Raw genomic sequence first — 20,252 nt, forward strand, 5'->3', positions numbered from 1 at the left:
ATTGTACTTTTTAAAGGCACAATTTTTAGCCAAAATGATTTCTCATCAGGTTACAAACACATGGAGAAAAGTATGAAGTATATTATCGGTACCCTTATCTTAACGATGAGTGCATTTAGTCATGCAGAAAACGCCTCTTCACAACGTTTAGAATTACCGCAAATCACAGTGCAAAAAAATGGCACTCAGTACCCAATGACTGGGCTCGACAAGTATTTCACGGGCAAAGTACGCGTCGAGCCTAGTTTCCAAGCTCATGGCGAAGCGAAAGCCGCTGGAGCCATGGTAACCTTTGAGCCCGGCGCTCGAACAAACTGGCACACTCACCCTGTCGGCCAAACCTTAATTGTTACATCAGGTATGGGCTGGGTTAATCAGTGGCACGGACAACCTCAGGTTATAAAACCAGGTGACGTTGTCCATATTCCTGCAAATGTAAAACATTGGCATGGCGCTACGGATAAAACAGCCATGATGCATTTGGCTATTCAAGAATCAAAAAACGGCAAAGTGGTTGATTGGTTAGAGCCAGTAACAGATAAGCAATATTTAAAAAAGCAGTAAAGATGGTAAGTGAAATGCAAATAAAGTTCACCAGTAACGGCAAAACTATGCAAGCGACTCTAGAAAGTAATAATGCCGCTAAGCATTTTTATCAACTTCTACCACTGACTTTAAAAGTAGAAGACTTCGCCAATGCTGAGAAAATAGCCACTTTACCTGAGAAATTAAATCTACAAGGCTTACCTGCTGGCACCGATGCTATCGCAGGAGACATCACTTATTACGCACCTTGGGGTAACCTTGCGCTCTTTTATAAGCAGCAAAGTTATGCAAATGGCCTGATAAAACTTGGCAAAATAACGGGCGATAGTCAGTTTTTTAAAAGTTTAGGCCAAGCGGATGTCACTATAGAGCCCTTGTAGTAGATACTAACTCTCCAGTTAGCAAAGCTGCTTCTGTACGCCACAAAGCAGCTTTTTTATTGCCTGACTTTATCTGCCCAGTGCTTTTAAAACATCACGGGCAAAATCATGCTCACTAAAGCCTTTAAGCCCTGCAAGGTCGTACCCTCGCCTAACAATCACTAACTGCTCGCTTGGAATGATCACTAAAAATTGACCACGGTTGCCTCGCGCTGCAATAGTATCGTTTGGTAACTCAGGAAAACGTTCGTTATAAAGCCACCACTGTGCGCCGTATCCTGGTGCCGTTACAGGGGGTTGAGCAGGGGCAGGTTTACTAATATAACTTAACCAGTCTTTTGGTAATATTTGCTCACCTTGCCAGCGGCCATTATTCAGGTGTAATAACCCTAAGCGAGCAAGATCACGAGAAGTAGTCCACACTTGCGATGACAAAATAAAGTCACTTTGCCAATCTGACTCTAAAAACGTGTGCTGCATGCCGATTTTATCGAGTAAGTTGTCATATGGGTAACGCAAGTAGCTCGCCTCATCGTTAAACGTTTCTCGTAAGGTACGTAACGCTAACATGGTGTCGTTATTGGCGTATTTCCAACGGCTACCAGGCTTTACTTCTAACGCAGTATGCGTTGTAGTATCAGACACTAAACCGCCGCCCATATAGACACGATCCGTACGATTGCCCGCTTTATTACTGTCTAAGCCCGATGCCATATGAAGCAAGTTTTCAAGGGTAATTTCGCCACGAGGGTCAAGCGGGTGAGACCAGCTTTCAAGCCCCGCAGGCTTTGTAACATCAAGTCGTTTTTGTGCTACCGCCACACCAATGATGCTCGCGCCAATACTTTTTGCAACAGACCAAGTACGCTGGGCAGTTTCAGGTGTAAAACCTGCTTTATATTGCTCTGCTAGAATCGCCTCAGGGCTTGCTATTAAAATTGCTGAAGTTCGTGCGCCTTCACCATAATGACGAGTAAAAGCCTGTGCAATAACCTCATCAAGCGCCTTATTGCCCGTCGCATTATTAACACCATTTAGCGTTTGCCAAGGCTTACCATCATCCTTTTGGTGGGCTAAGTTTTCTTTAAACGGTGCTTGCACGAGTGTTGCAGCTTTAAGGCTTGCCCCTACGGGTAAATCAACACAGCCTAAACGAGGCCGCCAAACCGATATACGTTGCTTATCTTTATCGTAATCAACAATGACTCGTTTATGCTCAGTATCAATGTTCGCTTTTAGTGCTTTTACAGTATCTGCAATTAAAGGATAAATACCGGTAAGTTCATCAATATCGATTTGATCTTTGCTTTTGCCAGCGTTAAACGTGGCACTACAGGTAAAATTGGCGACGTACCCAGCGGCATAAGCGTTCAAGGTTGTATCTGTTTCTTCGCTACAAACAAAAAAGCTGGAGCACAACAACGTACTTAGGAAGGTTATTTTTTTCATTATTACTCCATGGAGGCCAAAGAGTTTAAGTTAGCAAAAGAAAAAAATAATGATATGTTTTTACGGCAGTATTCGCTCTTTAAGCGATAAATCACCGAATAAAAAAGGAACAACAAAAAACGCCATACTGGGTATGGCGTTTGGCTTACTCAATCTAAAAATTATTTAAAATGTTGAGGCATCAATTACATAACGATAGCGCGCTTTTTTCTCCACCACACTTTGCCATGCATTATTGATTTCAGAGGCTTTGATTAACTGGGTTGCTGGCAGAATATTATTCTTAGCGCAGTAATCAACAACTTCTTGCGTTTCTTGCATATCACCAATTAACGAAGCATTAAAGTTTACGCGGCTTGCAGCCAATGCTAATGCATTCATGTTTAATGAAAACTCTTCTGGCATACCCACTTGGGTATACGTGCCGAATGGTTTTACTAATGAAGCATATTTAGCAATATCATATTTCACTGGCAAGGTATTAATTAAATAATCAAGCTGCGACTTATGCTCGTTGTAAGCGTCTTCACCGTCAACAACAACCACTTTAGCGCCAAAGGCTTTAATATCGGCTACTTTATCTTTAGAGCTAGTGAACGCATAGACATCAGCACCTTGTGACACAGCCAATTTAACAGCTAAGTGCCCAAGCCCACCAATACCAACAACACCTACTTTATCGCCTTTTTTCAAGTTAAATTTAAGCAACGGAGAATACGTTGTAATGCCGGCACATAATAAAGGAGCAGCATGCTCTAAACTAATGTTTTCAGGAATATGCACTGCAAAATGATCGCGAACAACAATGTTATTCGAGTAACCACCTTGTGTGATACCTGTCGGTGAGCGCTCATCAGGGTAGCCATAAGTGAATTTTGTTTCTGGGCAATATTGCTCGCCTTGATCTTTACAGCTATTACAGTCAAGACAGCTATCAACCATACAGCCTACACCAGCACGGTCGCCCACTTTAAACTTAGTCACATTCTTACCGACTGCTGTTACGATACCTGCAATTTCATGACCTGGTACTTGAGGGTATTGCTGTGCGCCCCAATGCCCTTTCATCTGATGAATATCTGAGTGGCAAATACTGGCGAATTTAATTTCGATTAAAATATCGTTATCGCCTACTGGGCGTCTTTCGAATTCCCATGGTTTTAGTAAGCCTGAATTATCAAAAGCCGCATAGCCACGAGATTTTATATTGCCATTTGCAAGCTGCTCAGATGATGCTGCAAATGAAGGCGCCGCAAAGCCACCTAATAACAGGCCTGCACCCAAAGCTGAACTCGTTTTAATAAAATTACGACGTGATAAGTCTTGCGTTTCATGTTTGTCACACATCTCAATGTACCTTATGCTAAATAATCTTCATCTGACACAGCTTCGAACCAGTCAACAGGTTTACCATCGAGTGCTTCTTGAACTGCTACATGCTTCATTGCACTATCAGCAGTCGCACCATGCCAGTGACGCTTTCCGCAGTTACACCAAATTAAATCACCTGGATTGATGACTGTTTTCTCACCACCCTCGCACTGTGTCCAACCTCGACCTTCTGTAACTAATAAAACTTGGCCGAGTGGATGAGAATGCCAATTTGTACGAGCTCCTTTTGAAAACTCCACCACAGCAACACCAACGCGAGCAGGTGCTGGTGCATTAAATAAAGTACTGATTTGCACTTTACCTGTGAAACATTCTGCTGGCCCTGCGATTGGATCTTGAGAACCTGACTTAATTACTTGCATATCGCTTGTTTGCGCTGAATCACTCATATGTTTCTCCTTGGGTTGCTTAGGTTTTGGTCTACTATTTCAGTCTAAAGCATCGCGAAAAACCATAAATGCCTGAAGCTCGCGCTTTCTTGCCTATTTGTGTAAAAAAAGTTTTTAAAGCCTTTAAACCTTTTTTATCAGCACCTGCGACTAAGCTAATAACACCACATATATGAAAGGGAAGAACCATGTTAAGTACAGTAAAAACACTCTCACTTATTGCCGCAGGCTTATTATCAGCACAAACATTTGCTTGGGGTGATATGCCACTACAAGAAACTAAAAACTTAACGCTAGATGCAGCCTCATTAAGCGCTTTAAAAGTAGAAGTAGGCTCTGGTTTTTTACACATTACCGGTAGTGACAGTGATGAAGTAACCGTTAAAGCCGAGATTTATCAAGAAAAGCCTCATGATGAATACTGCTTAAACCTTGTAGCTAAAGGCAATAACGCAGCACTTAGTGCAGGCCAGTGCGATTACCACACCAATAAGCAAACTCGCATTGATTTAACCGTTGCTATCCCTCGTTCATTTAATGTTGATGTGCACGATGGCTCTGGTGAAATTATCATTAGCAAAGTTGCGAATACTGTGATCAACGATGGTTCAGGTTCAATTACCGCAAATGACATTACAGGCACATTAGAAATCAATGATGGTTCGGGTAGCATAGATGCACGTAATATCAGCCGTGATATTAAAATTCATGACGGCTCAGGTAATATTGATGTTGCCAACGCACAGGGCAATATTGAAGTACACGATGGCTCTGGTGGTATCGAGTTAAATGATATTTCGGGTGATGTTGTCGTTTCAGATGGCTCAGGCAGCATTCGCGTTGATACTGCAGCAAACTTTGAGTTACTAAGTGATGGCTCTGGCTCAGTAAAAGTAACCAACATTGCAGGCAAAACCAAGATGTAAGCTCACGCTTTTATAGTTTTTAGCAACTAAAATGCCTTCCTTTGCGAAGGCATTTTAAATTGTAATTACCAATCTTTATTAGCATTTTTACAAGGGCTTAGGTATCCTTTAGGAAACGTTTAAGGAACTGCTATTTAAAAGGATAGCCTGATATGAAAAAGCCACTCGCCGCCTTACTAACTGGCCTTGTTTTAACAGGTTGTACAGGACTAACAACTGAACAACAAACGGCCATTGATAACTTAACCCCTTGCGAGAAAATTAACGCCCTATTAGGTGCTTACGACAACCGCTTTGAAGGCTTAAAACGTAGCCGTGTAAATACTAAATACATGGAAACATGGACAGCGAAATACAACCTTATTGCCGATAACTGTCAAATCACGGCGCTTGATAAAGACAATGTAACCTACCGCTGTGTAGGCAACTACGAGCAACAGCAACAAGCTGTCGCTGATCACACCCGTGCGGTTAATTTTACCCAAGCTTGTTTAGCGGGTAATAATTGGCATCAAACACAAAAAGAGTCAGCTGAATCGTTACGCACCACGTTTGTGCTTGACGAAAACAACCCTGTTATCTCAATTCATTCGGGTAAAACCCTATCACGCAAACAGCCTTGGTCTACCACTCTTGAAATTGGTAAGCCAATTGAAGGTAAGTAATACACTCATGAAGGCTACATTAGCCTTCACATCACTATGACAAAATCAAAAAAACCAACCAGCCAATTTAAAACAGATTGCATCGGTCAATGTCATCGCCTAAAAGGCTATTGCACTAGCTGTGGTCGCAGTAATGATGAAATTTTTGATTGGATCATTTTATCCGAACAAGAAAAGCAAGCGATTTTAAATACTCCTCGCCCTGACATAAAAGCGAAATAGTTCTGACACCCAAGCGTCATTAAAGCTTGTTAGCCTGATTCAAACTGACCATCAGGTAACGATAATGACCGCTATTTTTGTAATTAACTTAGCAAGCTCTACTGAACGATTAAACCGTGTTAGCCATGAGCTAAATGCACAAAATTTGGCATTTGAACGCCTTGATGCAATTGATGGTAGAGAGCTGTCTGATACAGAGGTAACTAAGCACTATAGTGCTGATTTAAACCTAAAAAAATACCATAAGCCCTTGAGTAAAGGTGAAATTGGCTGTTACCTGAGTCACAAAAAAGCATGGCAAACCATTGTCGATAGGCAATTAGATTACGCCATTATTTTAGAAGATGACTTTGTTCTCGACCGCTCTATTCACAGTGCAATTGAAAACATTAGTACATTAAAACAGCCTTGGCAGCTAATAAAATTGGCCGCTTATAAAGACCGAAGTCGGGAAATTGCCTTTACAAAACACCTTGCTGATGAGCAACACTTAGTCATTCATAAAAAGCTTATGTCTGGCTGCTGTGCAACTGCTGTTAGTTTTGAAGGTGCAAAAGCGCTGTTAAAAGCCACAGCCACATTTGGCCGCCCCGTTGACTGCGATTTACAACATGTGTGGGAAACCGGTGTTTATGGATACTCTTTGCTGCCCTACCCAGTGTCACAACCCGATAATTCACAAAGCGATATTCGGGATAGATCAACCAAAGTTAAAAAGTCGTTTTGGCGACGTAAAAAACAGCAACTTCATAGTGCATTACTAAACACAAAGTACACAAAGCAGTTTGTAAAAGCGCAGCTAGTACCAAACAAAAAGAAAGGAGCCGCAGCTCCTCTCTTACCAATAAAAAATCATTAACGATTTATTTAGCTTGCCTATTATTTTGCCTGGTTTGGGTGGTCAACCCCCATCCACGCTTTAAACAATGCCATTTGAGCTGGGGTTGCATCTTTTAATGCTTTGACCTTTTTCTCTTTATCAAAGTCTTCGCTAAGTGTTAGCGTTGTGCTTTGTAATGCATCGCGTCGAATGAAATCAACAGTCACTGTGTCGCCTGCTTTAAACGTTTCGAGGCTGGCTGTTAGGTCTTTACCGACATGCTTTTTGTTAAACGCCACGATTTTGTCATCAGTCGTTAAGCCCGCTTGCCATGCAGCGCCACCACGGCGAACATGAGTTAGGGTTAATAACTCACCGCTGTTTTTTGCAAACGAATCAATACTAGGTACTGATTTTGCGCCTTCAGGGCGAATTAAACCTAAGCCTACTTTTGCAAGTAGCTCATCAAAGTCGATAGCAGCTGGCTCATCCACATTCGCTTGCCACCAAGCGCTATAATCACGACCTGTAAGCTCTTTTAAAATTGCTTTAACATCATCTGGCGTAAAACCATCAGGTAAACGATGCTTGTTATAAAGCGCGCGGTGAACGTCGCGGTAACTGATTTTGCCATCGCTTTTTTCTAGCAAATCAATATCAAGCGCCATTGAAATCAATGCACCTTCTAAATAGATATTGGTGCTGTAGTTACGAGCATGATCGCCGCCTTGGTTGATCCACTTATCAAAGCTTGTTTCAGTTGCGCTTTGTACTTCGCGACCCGGTGTTTGTAAGTGACGATTAACGGTTTTCGTTAACGTACCGAAAAACTCATCGGTTGTTTCAATGCCAGCGCGCACCATTAAGTGATCTTCAAAGTAGCTGGTTGAGCCCTCTGCAATCCATAATGTTTTCGCGTAGTTAATATTGGTGTAGTCATACGGCGCAATACCTTTAGGGCGGTATGCTTTTACGTTCCAAGTATGAATAAATTCGTGAGCTGCGGTGCTGATAAACGCAAGGTAATCTTTACGAGAACCAAAACGGTCACGTGGGCGCTGGATAATTGTTGAGTTTAAATGCTCTGTTGCACCGCCTGCACCTGACGTAGCATGTACCATAAACACATAACGCTCATACGGGTAGTTATCCCAAATTACGTTGCCCGTTGTCACTAGCTTTTTAAGGTCAGTTAGCATTTGATCTACATCGTAGTTGCCTTCACCCCAAATAACGAGCTCATATTCACGGCCATCAACAGTGAACTTGTGTAGCTCATTGATACCCGTTTCGATTGGTGAATCAACTAAAATATCGTAATCAGCGGCCTTAAAGCTGTGTTTAGAACCCGCATTTTCCATACCCGATACTGAGCGCCATTCTTTTGGTACATTTAGCTCAACTTTAACTGGGTCTTGGCGGAATGATTCGCTGAACATGAAAAAGCCAGAAGCATCAATGAAGGCATGGCTATCATCAATATGACGAGCACGTTTACCTAGCTCGTTAGCGTAAACTTGGTAATCTACATTGACTTGAGTAGGTTCGTTTAGGTGAACACGCCAAGTGCTGTGGTCAATTTTTTCCCACTTTAATGCCTTACCATCATCATCTTTTGCTTCGAAAAAGCGCACGCCATTGGCAAGATTTAAAATTTCGTAACGGCCAGTACGCCAAGCTGGAAGTTTAATATCTAAATGTGCTTGTGCAGTTTGCGGAAACTCAACACTAACATTACCTAAATGGTGCTCAGGCTGAGTGATAGACAGTGAGTAGTTCACATCTGCAAACACACTGCTAGAACAGGCCGCCAAAATAGACATTGCCAAAAACTTTTTCATAACAACTCTTTTTATTACTATCAAAATTGCGAAATAGCCTAACAATTGCGAGAAAAAATGTGAATTAAAAACCGATAAACAGCCATTGCAACAAGTTTGATAGACAAAATAGCTAAGTTTTTGACTTGGAACCTACATTTCGTATTAATTTGTTGTAAACTTAGCTAATAGAAATTTGAATTTTTGATGGCGGTATTACTAGGTGCAGCAACAGCATGATGTTCTTAATAAAAAGTTAAAGCAAGCGATCGACGCTCGAACTGTGGTCGAAGATGCGCGCAAACATCAAGTTGAAGTTCTTTCTCAGTTTGCAGCGAAATTATCGCTAAGCTGTAAAGGACTAGACATTGAACTAGACAATCGTTTAGCGAAATTTAGAAATGCCCTTAAAAAAGGGGTTAAATTCGAATTACTCACCCCCTTTATCGATGATGTGCTTGGCCTGTTAAAACAACAAGAAACTAAGCAAATGGCACTGCAACGTGAGCTAAATGAAAGCGTCACTGACGCAGGCAAGCAGCTGCAAAAAGTACGAGGCTTGCCTGAAGATGCACGTCGTTCGCTACGTTACTTACTTGACCACGAATTAAATAATATTCAGTCTAATCATGACTTTGTGCCACTACTTTCAAAGCTGATTTTAATTTATCATCAAGCCTTACAAGCCAAGCTTGCAACAACAAATACAGCTGAGGCGCAAATAAGACCAGAGCTTGCCACACAGCTGCTCTCTCTTGCCAATGACTTAGTCCTCGAAGATGAAAGTGCCGAGCAAATTAAAACTATCAAAAGTAAAATAACCCAAAATGATAGTGTTGACGATCTGCTTGATTCTGCACTGAATATTATCAGCATCGTTACGCGCAATATGAGCAAAGAGCGCCAATCAGCGCAAAGCTTTTTGATCTCATTAAATCAAACAATCGAAGATTTACATCATTCAATTGTTTCTACTAGTAAGCATTCAGAATCTCTGAGCGCTGAATACGACACGCTTAACAAGCAAATCGAAAGCAAAATTAAAAACCTGCATACGCAAACACAGCAAGCGACGTCTATTTCTTCGCTTAAAGAGCTTGTAGAAGAAGAATTAAAATCATTAAGTGATGATTTAATCGCAAAAGAAAAGCTAGAACAAACAGAACGCGAAAACTTACTCGCTAGCTTTAACGATATTAATAGCCGCATTAGTCATTTAGAAACCAAGCTTTCGACCTATAAGCAGCGCCTAAATGAGCAGCGCTTTAAAAGCTTACTCGATGGCCTAACTAAGTTGCCAAACCGTGCAGCGTTTGATGAACGCTTTAATCATGAATTTAACTTATTTAATGTCCAAGAATCAGACATTACCTTTGTAGTGATTGATGTAGACCACTTTAAATCAATCAATGACCAATATGGCCACAGTGCCGGTGATAAAACACTGCAAGTAATTGCTAAAGCATTACAAAAATCAATTCGTAAATCAGACTTTATTGCCCGTTACGGCGGCGAAGAGTTTGTGTTACTAATGAGTGGAATGTCGATTGAAAATGCCGCTGTGCCACTTGAAAAATTGCGCAAAACAATTCAAGGCATTCCGTTTAAATTTAAAAATAAGCAAGTAGAAATCACCATTTCTCTTGGTGCAACCCAGTTGAAAAAAGGTGATACCCCGCTGATTGCCTTTGACCGTGCAGATGAAGCACTATACAAAGCCAAGAACGAGGGACGAAATAGAGTTTGCATTAGCAAATAAAGGCCTCATCTAGTATGTGAGGTCTTTGACACACAATGATAAAGGCTCATAGACGAGCCGGGAGAGTGCTTATGTTAAAACAACTGAATCCTACAGGTGTACTGGATTTACTATCGCAACTAGAAGTTGATCTACTCGAACAATCATCCACCAGCGAGCGCTATAAATTATTTAGGAACTGTGTGCTCGCGGTTCTCAATGTGGGCAGCCACACCGATTCAAGCTTAGAAATTTATAATAAATACGAAGACTTTGATATTCGCTTATTAAGCCGCGAACGCGGGATTAAGATCGAACTTGAAAATCCACCAGAATCTGCCTTTGTTGATGGCGAAATTATTACCGGTATTCATGAACATATCTTTTCGGTTATTCGCGATATTCTGTTTATTTGTCAAAAATACGAAAAAGATTTAACAGAGCAAAAAGCCATTACTCATATGGTATTCGATATGCTGCGAAACGCAGGCGCACTGAGAGTAAATAGTGATCCAAGCATGATAGTTTGTTGGGGCGGCCACTCTATTAACGAAGTGGAATACAAATACACCAAACAAGTTGGCTATGAGCTTGGCCTTCGTGGCTTAAACATTTGTACCGGCTGTGGCCCTGGTGCAATGAAAGGTCCGATGAAAGGCGCAACCATTGGCCATGCCAAGCAACGTATTACGAATAATCGTTACTTAGGTTTAACCGAGCCAAGTATTATTGCCGCTGAGCCACCTAACCCGATTGTAAATGAGCTGGTGATTTTGCCTGATATCGAAAAGCGTTTAGAAGCATTCATTCGTACAGCTCATGGCATTATTATCTTCCCAGGTGGGGCGGGTACCGCAGAAGAGCTGTTATACCTTTTAGGTATTTTGCTACACCCAGATAACGAAAAACAATGTTTACCAGTGATCCTTACTGGCCCTAAAGAAAGTGAAAACTACTTTATTGAGCTGTGTAAATTCGTTGAGAAAACTCTCGGTAAAGCGGCGCTAGATAAGTTTGAAGTGATCATCGATGATCCAGAGCGAGTTGGTAAAACGCTTAAAGCAAAGATGGCTGAAGTACGCGAATACCGTAAAAGCCAAGGCGATGCTTACTACTTTAACTGGACATTAAAAATCGATAATGATTTCCAACAGCCGTTTGCACCAACTCATGCTAATATGTCGAGCTTAGATTTACATTTAGATCAACCAACTCAGCAACTCGCAGCTAATTTACGCCGTGCGTTTTCAGGCATTGTAGCTGGTAATGTTAAAGACGAAGGCTTACAAGCCATCAAACAACATGGCCGCTTTGTGCTAAGTGGTGAACCTGCGCTTATGGCTGATATGGACAAACTACTGGCAGCATTTGTTGAGCAAGGCCGAATGAAGTTGCCTGGCAGTAAGTATATTCCTTGCTATGAGATCAAAGCCTAACAGGAGCCTATGTGACAACCCAATTACTTTTAATAGATGCGCTAAATCTTATTAGGCGCATCTATGCTGTTGATAGTAATCAGAGTCATCACAGTGAAGAGCATATGATAAAAGCAAGCTGTGCCCGAGTGGCACATGCTTGCAAAAAGTTACGCCAGCAAACGAATGCAACTCACGCGATTGCCGTGTTTGATGGTGAAAGAAGTTGGCGTTATCACTACTTTGAGGCCTACAAAAGCACTCGTTCACCAATGCCTGACACCCTCAAGCAAAACTTATCACGCTTTAAACAAGCAATTGAAGACACTGGCATTGTGGTGTTTTCACCTGATAATGATGAAGCCGACGATATCATTGCCACCCTTGCTTACAAGGCCGCAACTAATAATGTGCCTTCTACCATCGTTTCTACTGATAAAGGGTTTTTGCCGTTTTTATCTGAGCAAATTGCAATTTTTGATTACTTTAAAAAACAGTATATTGAGCTTGAAGATATCAAGCAGCGCTTTGATGTACCAAAGCATCGACTTGCTGATTTTTGGGCATTAGCAGGTGATAAAACTAATGATATTCCGGGCGTTAAAGGGATAGGTAATAAGTCGGCGCAGCAATTAATAAACGATTATGAGTCGATAGAAGCGGCCATGAACGATGATGAGCTAAACCCGACTCTTAAACGTAAGCTGAGTTCAGAAATGGACATGTTCGTAATTTCAAAAAACCTTGTTATGCTGCGTACCGATATTAACTTAGGCTTTAGTTTAAAGCAGTTAAGGCTCAATTAGTCGCAATCTCGTAGCACAGTTTGCCAACTGAGCGTATACTGAAAATTCGCGTTAGTTTTATAGAGTTACACATGTTTAAAAAGGTTTTCCAATATCTGGTACTTGGGTTAGGTGTTTATGCACTGATAGCAACCCTAGTGATCACTTTTTATAAAGATGATCCGCAAGCCATGATCTGGCAAGACCGTGAAGCTTTTAATAAACGCTATATCGCAAAACTATCGATTGATAAGCCTGAAAACCTGAATGCGGTGCTTGATTATTTAGGTAGCCCCGATCTAACCTATGCAAAACGAGTCGAAGACAATGTTTGGCAGATTATTTTTTACCGCACTCAGCATGTTAAATCTGATGGCATAACCACCATCGATGAATGCACAGGCCTACTATTTAAAAATGGTCAGCTGGTATTATGGGGGCCAAGTGCCTATGAAAGCTATCAACAAGAAACCTAACCGCTTATGATGGAAAACGTGACGCCACGGGAATTGGCACGCTTATTTGATAGTACACACCAGCTACTTAAGCTTTATCATCAAAAGCAAAAATGGTCACAAATTTTCCCTTTATTAAGTAACCTAGCTGAGCGTTATTACCTGCTGTATCAAGCCTGCCCAAAAGGTATGCAAGCACAACTAAGCTTGTATGTACCGAACCATGGTTACACCACAAACTTAGTTGTAAACCAATGTGTTGTAGCCTGCATTTTGTGCCGGAGCCTTAACTACAACCAAGCCATTAGCGAACAAATAATTAGCTGCTGTTTAGCCAATTACCTCTGCGTGCAATCACAAAGTAATAAGTTAGCGGCAGGACAGACCCTGACGGCTCAAGATAAAAAGCTTTGGCAGTGTCGCCATCAATTAGCAGCAAAATTACTAAAGGACTCAGGCCCACATACGCTTTCTATTCAGCATTTATTAGCGCGTTTAAATAAATATAAGCAAGCACTCTTAAGCGCGCCGAAAATTATGATTTACGATGGCGCAACAACCTTAGTTGCTTTGGCTAATATTATTGCCATGAATACGACTTACCGGGAGTCGGGTGGTCACATTAGTGTGCACAAAGCCTTAGCTGATATTTATTTACGCACCCCTAATGAATTTGCCCAAAATGCTATAAAAGCACTGATTGCGCATATTGGCCCTTACATTCCGGCCAGTGAAGTAAAGTATGCCGAACAAATACTTATTTATTTAGCCACAGATGAACACGGCCGCCATATTTTGGTTGATGCCAGCCGCCCTGAAAAAATTCGCTGGCATCGCTTTAAAGCGAGCTTAACTATTTTTGACAAACAAAGACATTGTAAAGACACTCGTTTGCTGTACACAGTTTGGTTTAGTGAAAACATTAACTTTGCTGAGTCACAGCCAATAAATCAGCAGCGAAGGCAGCACTATTTAGAGCTAATTAGTTCTTTAAAAGTATCGCAAGAATATAGCTACCGTGGCTTAAATAAACTTTTAAGTCCCTACCCTGAATTGATAACCCAGCTTACTGTTGCCTCTAAACCCTATAATAAAGAGCAGCAAAGAGCTAAAGACTTGCGCCATTGTTTATCTATGGTCGGATACGATAACGCCCCTGCGATTATCCAAAAAGTATTATTTCAACGCTTGGTTGCAACCACCTCTCACCCGCTTTTTCAGCATATCTCTAAGCGCCTTGAGAATATGGTACGCATTATTCAGGCGCTATTTAAGCACACCGATTCTATTCAATTTGAGCAAGTTACTTTGCCCTTATATGCCTATGTTTTATACCTTTGCGAACATCAAGCAACCAGTATTTCTCGTAAAACTGTATTTGACCAGGCCGAAGAACAGGTAATAAGCCCACCACTTGCCTGTTTGTTTGGCGTTAGTCACTTAAACCAAGAGCCACTAACGGCGTATTTAAATCAACTGATTGGCGATAACAGTTGGACACAGCATTTACTTGGTAGTGAGCAACATAAAAAACAAACTCTCGATATCAATGAAAAACATTGGGTCGCGATTAAGCTATTTACTTATTATGTTTTTCAACCCAAAGCGTTATTTAGTAGTTGGCAAGAACAGGTTATTTTCGACAGCTTATCGGCTGCTGGTTGGCAATCAAAAGCAGATTTTTATGCATATCTGAAAAACTGTGAATTTGCAGACAATTTTTAGATTGTGTTGTTAAAAAGTGCGAAAACGTTAAATAAATATGAACTTTAGTCTGTTTATAGTCAGTATTCACAGGATAAACTGGCAAAAAGCTGAATAAATTGCTATAAAAGCCGCTTAAATTTTCAAACACATCCACGTAAACCCTCTAACAAGTAAATCGCATGCTATTTCGCGATAAGTTTACGTGTTTATCTACTCATAAATAGGAAAAGTAAATGGCTAAACAAACCATCACAGTGATCAAAGGCGACGGCATTGGTCCTAGCATTATTGATTCAGCACTTGAGATCCTTAAAGCTGCAGGTTGCGATTTTGATTATGAATTCGTTGATGCTGGCCTTGCTGCCCTAGAAAAAACTGGTGAGTTACTTCCGCAAGAAACAATCGACACAATCGCGCGTAACAAGATCACTTTAAAAGGTCCATTAACGACTCCGGTTGGTGAAGGTTTCACTTCAATCAACGTAACTTTACGTAAAAAGTTTGGCCTTTACGCTAACGTTCGTCCTGTAAAATCATTCGCAGGTACACAAGCTCGTTACGACGACATCGATATCATCACTATTCGTGAAAATACACAAGGCATGTACTCAGGTCTTGGCCAAGTGGTTTCTGAAGATGGTAACGAAGCAGAAGCAATGTCAAAAATCACCCGTGAAGGTGCAGAAAAAATCGTTACTTTTGCATACGAACTAGCGGTACGTGAAGGCCGTAAAAAAGTGACGGCTGTACACAAAGCTAACATCCTTAAATCAACATCTGGTTTATTCTTAAAAGTTGCACGTGAAGTAGCTGAGCGTTACCCACAAATCGAATCAACAGAAATGATTGTTGATGCAACTTGTATGAAACTAGTTATGACTCCTGATGAGTTTGATGTAATCGTTACTACAAACTTATTCGGTGACATCCTATCTGACCTATGTGCTGGTCTTGTTGGTGGTTTAGGTATGGCTCCTGGCGCAAACATCAGTGAAGATGCAGCAATCTTCGAAGCTGTACACGGTAGCGCACCAGATATCGCTGGTAAAAACCTTGCAAACCCAACTTCAGTGATCTTAGCATCTATCCAAATGCTAGAGCACCTAGGTATGGGCGACACTGCAGAGCGCATCCGCAGCGCAGTTGCTGATGTTATCAAATCAGGCGACCGTACAACTCGCGACCTAGGCGGCAGCCACGGTACTACAGACTTCACTCAAGCTGTAATTGAGCGTCTATAAAAAACATTTGTTTAAGGCTTATGACAAGCTAATAACCCTTAAACACCTCCTTACCAAAAGCCAGTCTACGACTGGCTTTTTTATTCTCTCTACTTAATTGAATACTTAAATGGACATCCACTTTTATTTTTTAGCTTATTTGGACATCCACTTTTATCTTTTTAGTAAAACCTCAACATAAAACTAGACACCCACTTTAACCACTACACTTCCACAAGACTAACTAGACATCCAACTTAAAATTTCTCACTTCTCAAAATTATGGCTAAACTTGTATTGTTCAACTCAAGGAGGAGAAGAGCATGGCAACCCCGCGTAGAAACTTAATTAGCGTTTCAAACACACCTTACTATCACTGCATTTCACGCTGCGTTCGTCGCGCTTATTTGTGTGGACAAGACCCACTTACGGGTCGTTCATATGAACATAGGCGGGGTTGGGTTGAAAAGAAACTACTTCAACTTGGCAGGATATTTTGTATTGATATTTGCGCCTATGCTGTAATGAGTAATCACACTCATCTGGTTCTTCACATTGATATAGCAAAAGCTAAGCGTCTAAATAATAAAGCGATTCTAATTAGGTGGCACAAATTATTCAAAAGTACATTCCTTTGCCAACGGTTCTTAAATGGCGAATTACTAACACAAGCAGAGCTTTCTGCGGTTAATACCAGGGTAAATTTATATCGTGAGAGGCTCAGCAGTATTAGTTGGTTTATGCGAGTCCTTAACGAGGGTATTGCACGAAAAGCGAATCAAGAAGATGAGTGCAAAGGACGGTTTTGGGAAGGTCGCTTTAAATCACAAGCTTTACTTGATGAAGCTGCACTTGCTGCATGCCTTGCTTATGTAGATTTAAATCCTGTTAGAGCAAAAGCGGCTGATTTACCTGAGCAATCTGACTACACCAGTATTAAATCTAGAATTAATGCAGCTCAAAATAATAAGCAACCAAAATCGCTTATGCGTTTTGCAGGTAGACCTCGTAAACATATGCCTAAGGGACTACCATTTGAGCTCAAAACATACCTGCAACTTGTTGATTGGACAGGCCGCTCAATACGAGAAAATAAGCCTGGGAAAATCCCAGATAATACGTTACCAATACTTGAAAGATTAAACATTTGTGCAGAAAACTGGCTCACACTTACTACTTCCTTTACTCGCTCATTTAAAAATACTGCAGGTAAAGAACAAGCAATCACAGCTTATACAAATCACATGAAGCGAAAACGAAGAAGCTCTATAGCTAATAGCTTAGCCTTATTTACTTAGTTACACATTCGACACTAGAAATCAATTTTACAAATCCAATCCTTTTAATTCTAGAAGCATAACAACTATTGCAACTAGCACTGACCAGTGTGTAAAACTAAAAAAATAACTCAGCACATAAGACTGAAATTTAATTAATGACAATGAAAAATCACTATTTTTATAGCAATTCAACTTGTTCTGAATAATTCACATCTATCTTTAGCTGATTCTTATTAAAAATAAGTTGGGTGTCTGGTTAAATATTTAAGTTGGCTGTCTTTTTAAAAATTAACCAAACCTTATTGTAGCGAGGTGTTAAGATGGGTGTCTAATTATAAAAAGAAACCTATTCTGATAGTAGCTAAGTTATGCAAGGCAGTAACGTAAATGCATTATCTATTGGTATAGTTAGCAATTTGCCACACGAACAATTCAATGCATAGTTCCACCAAAAAACAATAACAATTAAGCATGTGGGTGCAACAAAAATATCAAAAAACTTAAATACAGAAAAATTAATGCAAAAAGCCACATTTGCGGTTGACATCAGTTTCCAAAATGCTTAAAAATACTCCTAACATTTTTTAAACAGCAGCCATCTAGTCGGCTGTGCATTTTTTAGAAGAAAATTAAAAAATAATGAATATTCGCCGTCACCTTTTAGTCGTCAACGTTCTCGTACTGGTCTTAGTTACAAGCCCAGCGGGAGGCTATTAAAAGGTGAAAGCACGCTTTTTAAAAAACCCCCGCCATATGCGGGGGTTTTTTTATGCATTTATGCTTGCACACACAGAGGAATGAGGATGAGTACAACTGAATATAATGGATCCGAACTAGTTGTTCGGGCACTTAAAGAATTGAATGTTAAGTATATTTTTGGCTACCCTGGCGGGTCTGTTCTTGATTTATATGACGCGTTATTTCAACAAGAAGATATTGAACATATCTTAGTACGTCACGAACAAGCCGCTACTCATATGGCTGATGGTTATGCCCGTGCTACCGGGGAAGTCGGTGTGGTGCTAGCAACTTCTGGCCCTGGCGCTACAAACTGTGTAACAGGTATCGCAACAGCATACATGGATTCTATCCCAATGGTGGTGTTATCTGGCCAAGTTCCTACTGGTTTAATTGGTGATGATGCATTCCAAGAAACTGATATTGTTGGTTGTTCTCGCCCTATCGTAAAACACAGCTATAACTGTCGTAGCGCAAAAGATATTCCAACAATCTTAGCTAAAGCATTCTACTTAGCCAGCACAGGCCGCCCTGGCCCGGTTGTGGTTGAATTACCTAAAGATATGCTTAACCCTGAGCTAAAGTTTCCATTCGAATTTCCAAAAACAACTGAGCTTCGAACTTATAACCCGAACACTAAAGGCCACTCAAAACAAATTCGAAAAGCAGTTAGCGCAATTTTAGAAGCTAAAAAACTGGTTATTTACTCAGGTGGCGGCATTATTCTATCAAATACCTCTGAGCAACTAACTCACTTGGTTGAATCATTAAATGCGCCAATCACTAACACCTTAATGGGCCTAGGTGGTATCAGCGGTACTCACCCTAACTTTATTGGTATGTTAGGTATGCATGGCAGCCTTGAGGCAAATAAAGCCATGGCAAATGCTGATGTTATTCTAGCTTTAGGCGCTCGATTCGATGATCGGGTAACAAATAACGTTAAAAAGTTCTGCCCTAATGCCACGATTGTTCATGTTGATGTTGACCCAACTTCTATTTCTAAAACAATTAAAGCGCACATCCCGGTTGTTGGCTGCTTGAAAACAGTGCTTGAGCAGTTACAAACGGCGATTGATAAGAGCCCTATTTCAATTGATCGTTCGGCACAAGAAGACTGGTGGCGTCAAATTATTAGCTGGCGTGAACAAAAATGCCTAAGCTACAGCACTGATGGCGATAAAATCAAACCACAAGCCGTTATCGAGGCAATTTACAAAGCAACCAATGGAGATGCTTACATTAGCTCTGATGTGGGTCAGCATCAAATGTTTGCAGCTCAGTATTATCCGTTTAAACACCCTCGCCAATGGATTAATTCTGGTGGCTTAGGCACCATGGGCTTTGGTTTACCTGCGGCAATGGGCGTTAAGCTTGCCTTCCCTGAAAAAGAATCTATCTGTGTAACGGGTGATGGTTCAATCCAAATGAACATTCAAGAGCTATCAACATGTTTACAATACAATTTAGCTGTAAAAGTAGTGTCATTGAATAACCGCTCACTGGGCATGGTACGTCAATGGCAAGATATGATGTATTCTGGTCGTCATTCATCTTCTTACATGGAATCACTTCCTGATTTCGTAAAATTAGTAGAGAGCTATGGCCACGTAGGTATTCGCGTTGATCATATTGATGAGCTTCAACCTGCTATTGAAAAAGCAATGTCTATTAACGACAGACTGGTATTTTTAGATATCTGTGTAGATGAAAAAGAACATGTTTACCCTATGCAAATCAAGCTAGGGGCAGTCGATGATATGTGGTTACGTAAAGGAGTAAAAGCATAATGCGCCGTATTTTATCAATCTTATTAGAAAACGAACCTGGCTCGTTATCGCGCATTGTAGGCTTATTTTCACAGCGTGCTTACAACATCGATAGTCTGACTGTTGGCACAACTGACGATCATTCTCTTTCGCGTATTACCATTACAACCATGGGTGATGATCGCATCGTTGAGCAAATCACTAAACAAGTGAACAAGCTTGTAGATGTTCTAAAGATTATTGACTTAACCGAAATGGCACATATCGAGCGTGAGCTATTATTGGTGAAAGTTTTTGCCCAAGATGAAACCACTCGAGCAGCAGTAACGCGTGTTGCTGATGTGTTCCAAGGTGCTATTTTAGATATGGGGCGCCACAGCTACACACTACAACTTGTAGCGAGCACAGAAAAGATTGAATCTTTCCTTGATACCCTGCGTCATGAATCAGACATTATTGAAGTTGTACGTTCAGGTGCTGTTGGTATTGGTCGTGGTGATAAAGCGTTAAAGGCATAAGCCTTTTTCGCTATCGCA

At 40.9% G+C, this 20,252-nt stretch carries 19 protein-coding genes; 15 read left to right on the plus strand and 4 right to left on the minus strand.

The window, feature by feature from the left end:
- The first annotated feature begins 72 nt into the window (after nt 1-72).
- Together L1D51_RS03955 and L1D51_RS03960 are read left to right on the plus strand one after the other, a co-directional pair.
- A complete protein-coding gene (locus tag L1D51_RS03955; protein WP_095209775.1) occupies nt 73-564 on the plus strand; it encodes a (R)-mandelonitrile lyase in 492 nt (163 codons plus the stop codon).
- Between the two features lie 14 nt (nt 565-578).
- Nucleotides 579-926: a cyclophilin-like fold protein gene (locus tag L1D51_RS03960; RefSeq protein WP_055199032.1), complete on the plus strand. Its 348-nt coding sequence runs from the start codon at nt 579-581 to the stop codon at nt 924-926.
- Between the two features lie 69 nt (nt 927-995).
- Here the strand turns inward: L1D51_RS03960 and L1D51_RS03965 are convergent, their stop codons facing one another.
- The 3 genes from L1D51_RS03965 to L1D51_RS03975 all read right to left on the minus strand — a co-directional run bounded on the left by L1D51_RS03965 (nt 996) and on the right by L1D51_RS03975 (nt 4,156).
- On the minus strand, nt 996-2,375 hold the full coding sequence (locus L1D51_RS03965) for a serine hydrolase domain-containing protein (RefSeq protein WP_239962747.1): 1,380 nt from the start codon (nt 2,373-2,375) through the stop codon (nt 996-998).
- 165 nt (nt 2,376-2,540) lie between these two features.
- Nucleotides 2,541-3,722: an NAD(P)-dependent alcohol dehydrogenase gene (locus L1D51_RS03970; protein ID WP_054563894.1), complete on the minus strand. Its 1,182-nt coding sequence runs from the start codon at nt 3,720-3,722 to the stop codon at nt 2,541-2,543.
- An 11-nt stretch (nt 3,723-3,733) separates the two neighbouring features.
- Nucleotides 3,734-4,156: a (R)-mandelonitrile lyase gene (locus tag L1D51_RS03975; protein WP_239962749.1), complete on the minus strand. Its 423-nt coding sequence runs from the start codon at nt 4,154-4,156 to the stop codon at nt 3,734-3,736.
- 188 nt (nt 4,157-4,344) lie between these two features.
- On the opposite strand from L1D51_RS03975, the gene L1D51_RS03980 reads away from it, so the two are divergent.
- The 4 genes from L1D51_RS03980 (at nt 4,345) to L1D51_RS03995 (ending at nt 6,828) form a co-directional block, all read left to right on the plus strand.
- The gene (locus L1D51_RS03980; protein WP_239962751.1) at nt 4,345-5,082 is read left to right on the plus strand and encodes a DUF4097 family beta strand repeat-containing protein; all 738 of its coding nucleotides are present in this window, start codon (nt 4,345-4,347) and stop codon (nt 5,080-5,082) included.
- A gap of 152 nt (nt 5,083-5,234) precedes the next feature.
- Nucleotides 5,235-5,747, plus strand: a complete 513-nt coding sequence (locus L1D51_RS03985; protein WP_055021702.1) for a hypothetical protein — start codon at nt 5,235-5,237, stop codon at nt 5,745-5,747.
- A 36-nt stretch (nt 5,748-5,783) separates the two neighbouring features.
- A complete protein-coding gene (locus tag L1D51_RS03990) occupies nt 5,784-5,969 on the plus strand; it encodes a DUF1289 domain-containing protein (RefSeq protein WP_239962753.1) in 186 nt (61 codons plus the stop codon).
- A gap of 64 nt (nt 5,970-6,033) precedes the next feature.
- Nucleotides 6,034-6,828: a glycosyltransferase family 25 protein gene (locus tag L1D51_RS03995; protein WP_239962755.1), complete on the plus strand. Its 795-nt coding sequence runs from the start codon at nt 6,034-6,036 to the stop codon at nt 6,826-6,828.
- 20 nt (nt 6,829-6,848) lie between these two features.
- On the opposite strand, the gene L1D51_RS04000 is transcribed toward L1D51_RS03995, so the two are convergent.
- Nucleotides 6,849-8,630, minus strand: coding sequence for a M61 family metallopeptidase (locus L1D51_RS04000; RefSeq protein ID WP_239962757.1), 1,782 nt, complete (start codon nt 8,628-8,630; stop codon nt 6,849-6,851).
- A gap of 202 nt (nt 8,631-8,832) precedes the next feature.
- On the opposite strand from L1D51_RS04000, the gene L1D51_RS04005 reads away from it, so the two are divergent.
- The 9 genes from L1D51_RS04005 to ilvN all read left to right on the plus strand — a co-directional run bounded on the left by L1D51_RS04005 (nt 8,833) and on the right by ilvN (nt 20,234).
- Nucleotides 8,833-10,368 carry a GGDEF domain-containing protein gene (locus L1D51_RS04005; protein WP_054563901.1) on the plus strand — a complete coding sequence of 512 codons (1,536 nt, stop codon included), beginning with the start codon at nt 8,833-8,835 and terminating at the stop codon, nt 10,366-10,368.
- 71 nt (nt 10,369-10,439) lie between these two features.
- A complete protein-coding gene (gene ppnN, locus L1D51_RS04010; RefSeq protein ID WP_054563902.1) occupies nt 10,440-11,783 on the plus strand; it encodes a nucleotide 5'-monophosphate nucleosidase PpnN in 1,344 nt (447 codons plus the stop codon).
- Nucleotides 11,784-11,794: 11 nt separating this feature from the next.
- On the plus strand, nt 11,795-12,568 hold the full coding sequence (gene xni, locus L1D51_RS04015; protein WP_054563903.1) for a flap endonuclease Xni: 774 nt from the start codon (nt 11,795-11,797) through the stop codon (nt 12,566-12,568).
- 71 nt (nt 12,569-12,639) lie between these two features.
- Nucleotides 12,640-13,023: a DUF3192 domain-containing protein gene (locus L1D51_RS04020; protein WP_054563904.1), complete on the plus strand. Its 384-nt coding sequence runs from the start codon at nt 12,640-12,642 to the stop codon at nt 13,021-13,023.
- Between the two features lie 6 nt (nt 13,024-13,029).
- Nucleotides 13,030-14,727 (plus strand): hypothetical protein, encoded by a 1,698-nt coding sequence (locus L1D51_RS04025; protein ID WP_239962759.1) that lies wholly within the window; start codon nt 13,030-13,032, stop codon nt 14,725-14,727.
- 215 nt (nt 14,728-14,942) lie between these two features.
- Nucleotides 14,943-15,950: an isocitrate dehydrogenase gene (locus tag L1D51_RS04030; RefSeq protein WP_054563906.1), complete on the plus strand. Its 1,008-nt coding sequence runs from the start codon at nt 14,943-14,945 to the stop codon at nt 15,948-15,950.
- A 302-nt stretch (nt 15,951-16,252) separates the two neighbouring features.
- A complete protein-coding gene (locus L1D51_RS04035; protein ID WP_239962761.1) occupies nt 16,253-17,227 on the plus strand; it encodes a transposase in 975 nt (324 codons plus the stop codon).
- 785 nt (nt 17,228-18,012) lie between these two features.
- Nucleotides 18,013-19,737: an acetolactate synthase 3 large subunit gene (locus L1D51_RS04040; protein WP_062565671.1), complete on the plus strand. Its 1,725-nt coding sequence runs from the start codon at nt 18,013-18,015 to the stop codon at nt 19,735-19,737.
- Nucleotides 19,737-20,234 carry an acetolactate synthase small subunit gene (gene ilvN, locus L1D51_RS04045; RefSeq protein ID WP_054551998.1) on the plus strand — a complete coding sequence of 166 codons (498 nt, stop codon included), beginning with the start codon at nt 19,737-19,739 and terminating at the stop codon, nt 20,232-20,234. The genes L1D51_RS04040 and ilvN overlap by 1 nt, the downstream gene beginning before the upstream one ends.
- The last annotated feature ends 18 nt before the right edge of the window (nt 20,235-20,252 follow it).

It is taken from the genome of Pseudoalteromonas shioyasakiensis, assembly GCF_022398475.1.
Classification (GTDB): domain Bacteria; phylum Pseudomonadota; class Gammaproteobacteria; order Enterobacterales; family Alteromonadaceae; genus Pseudoalteromonas.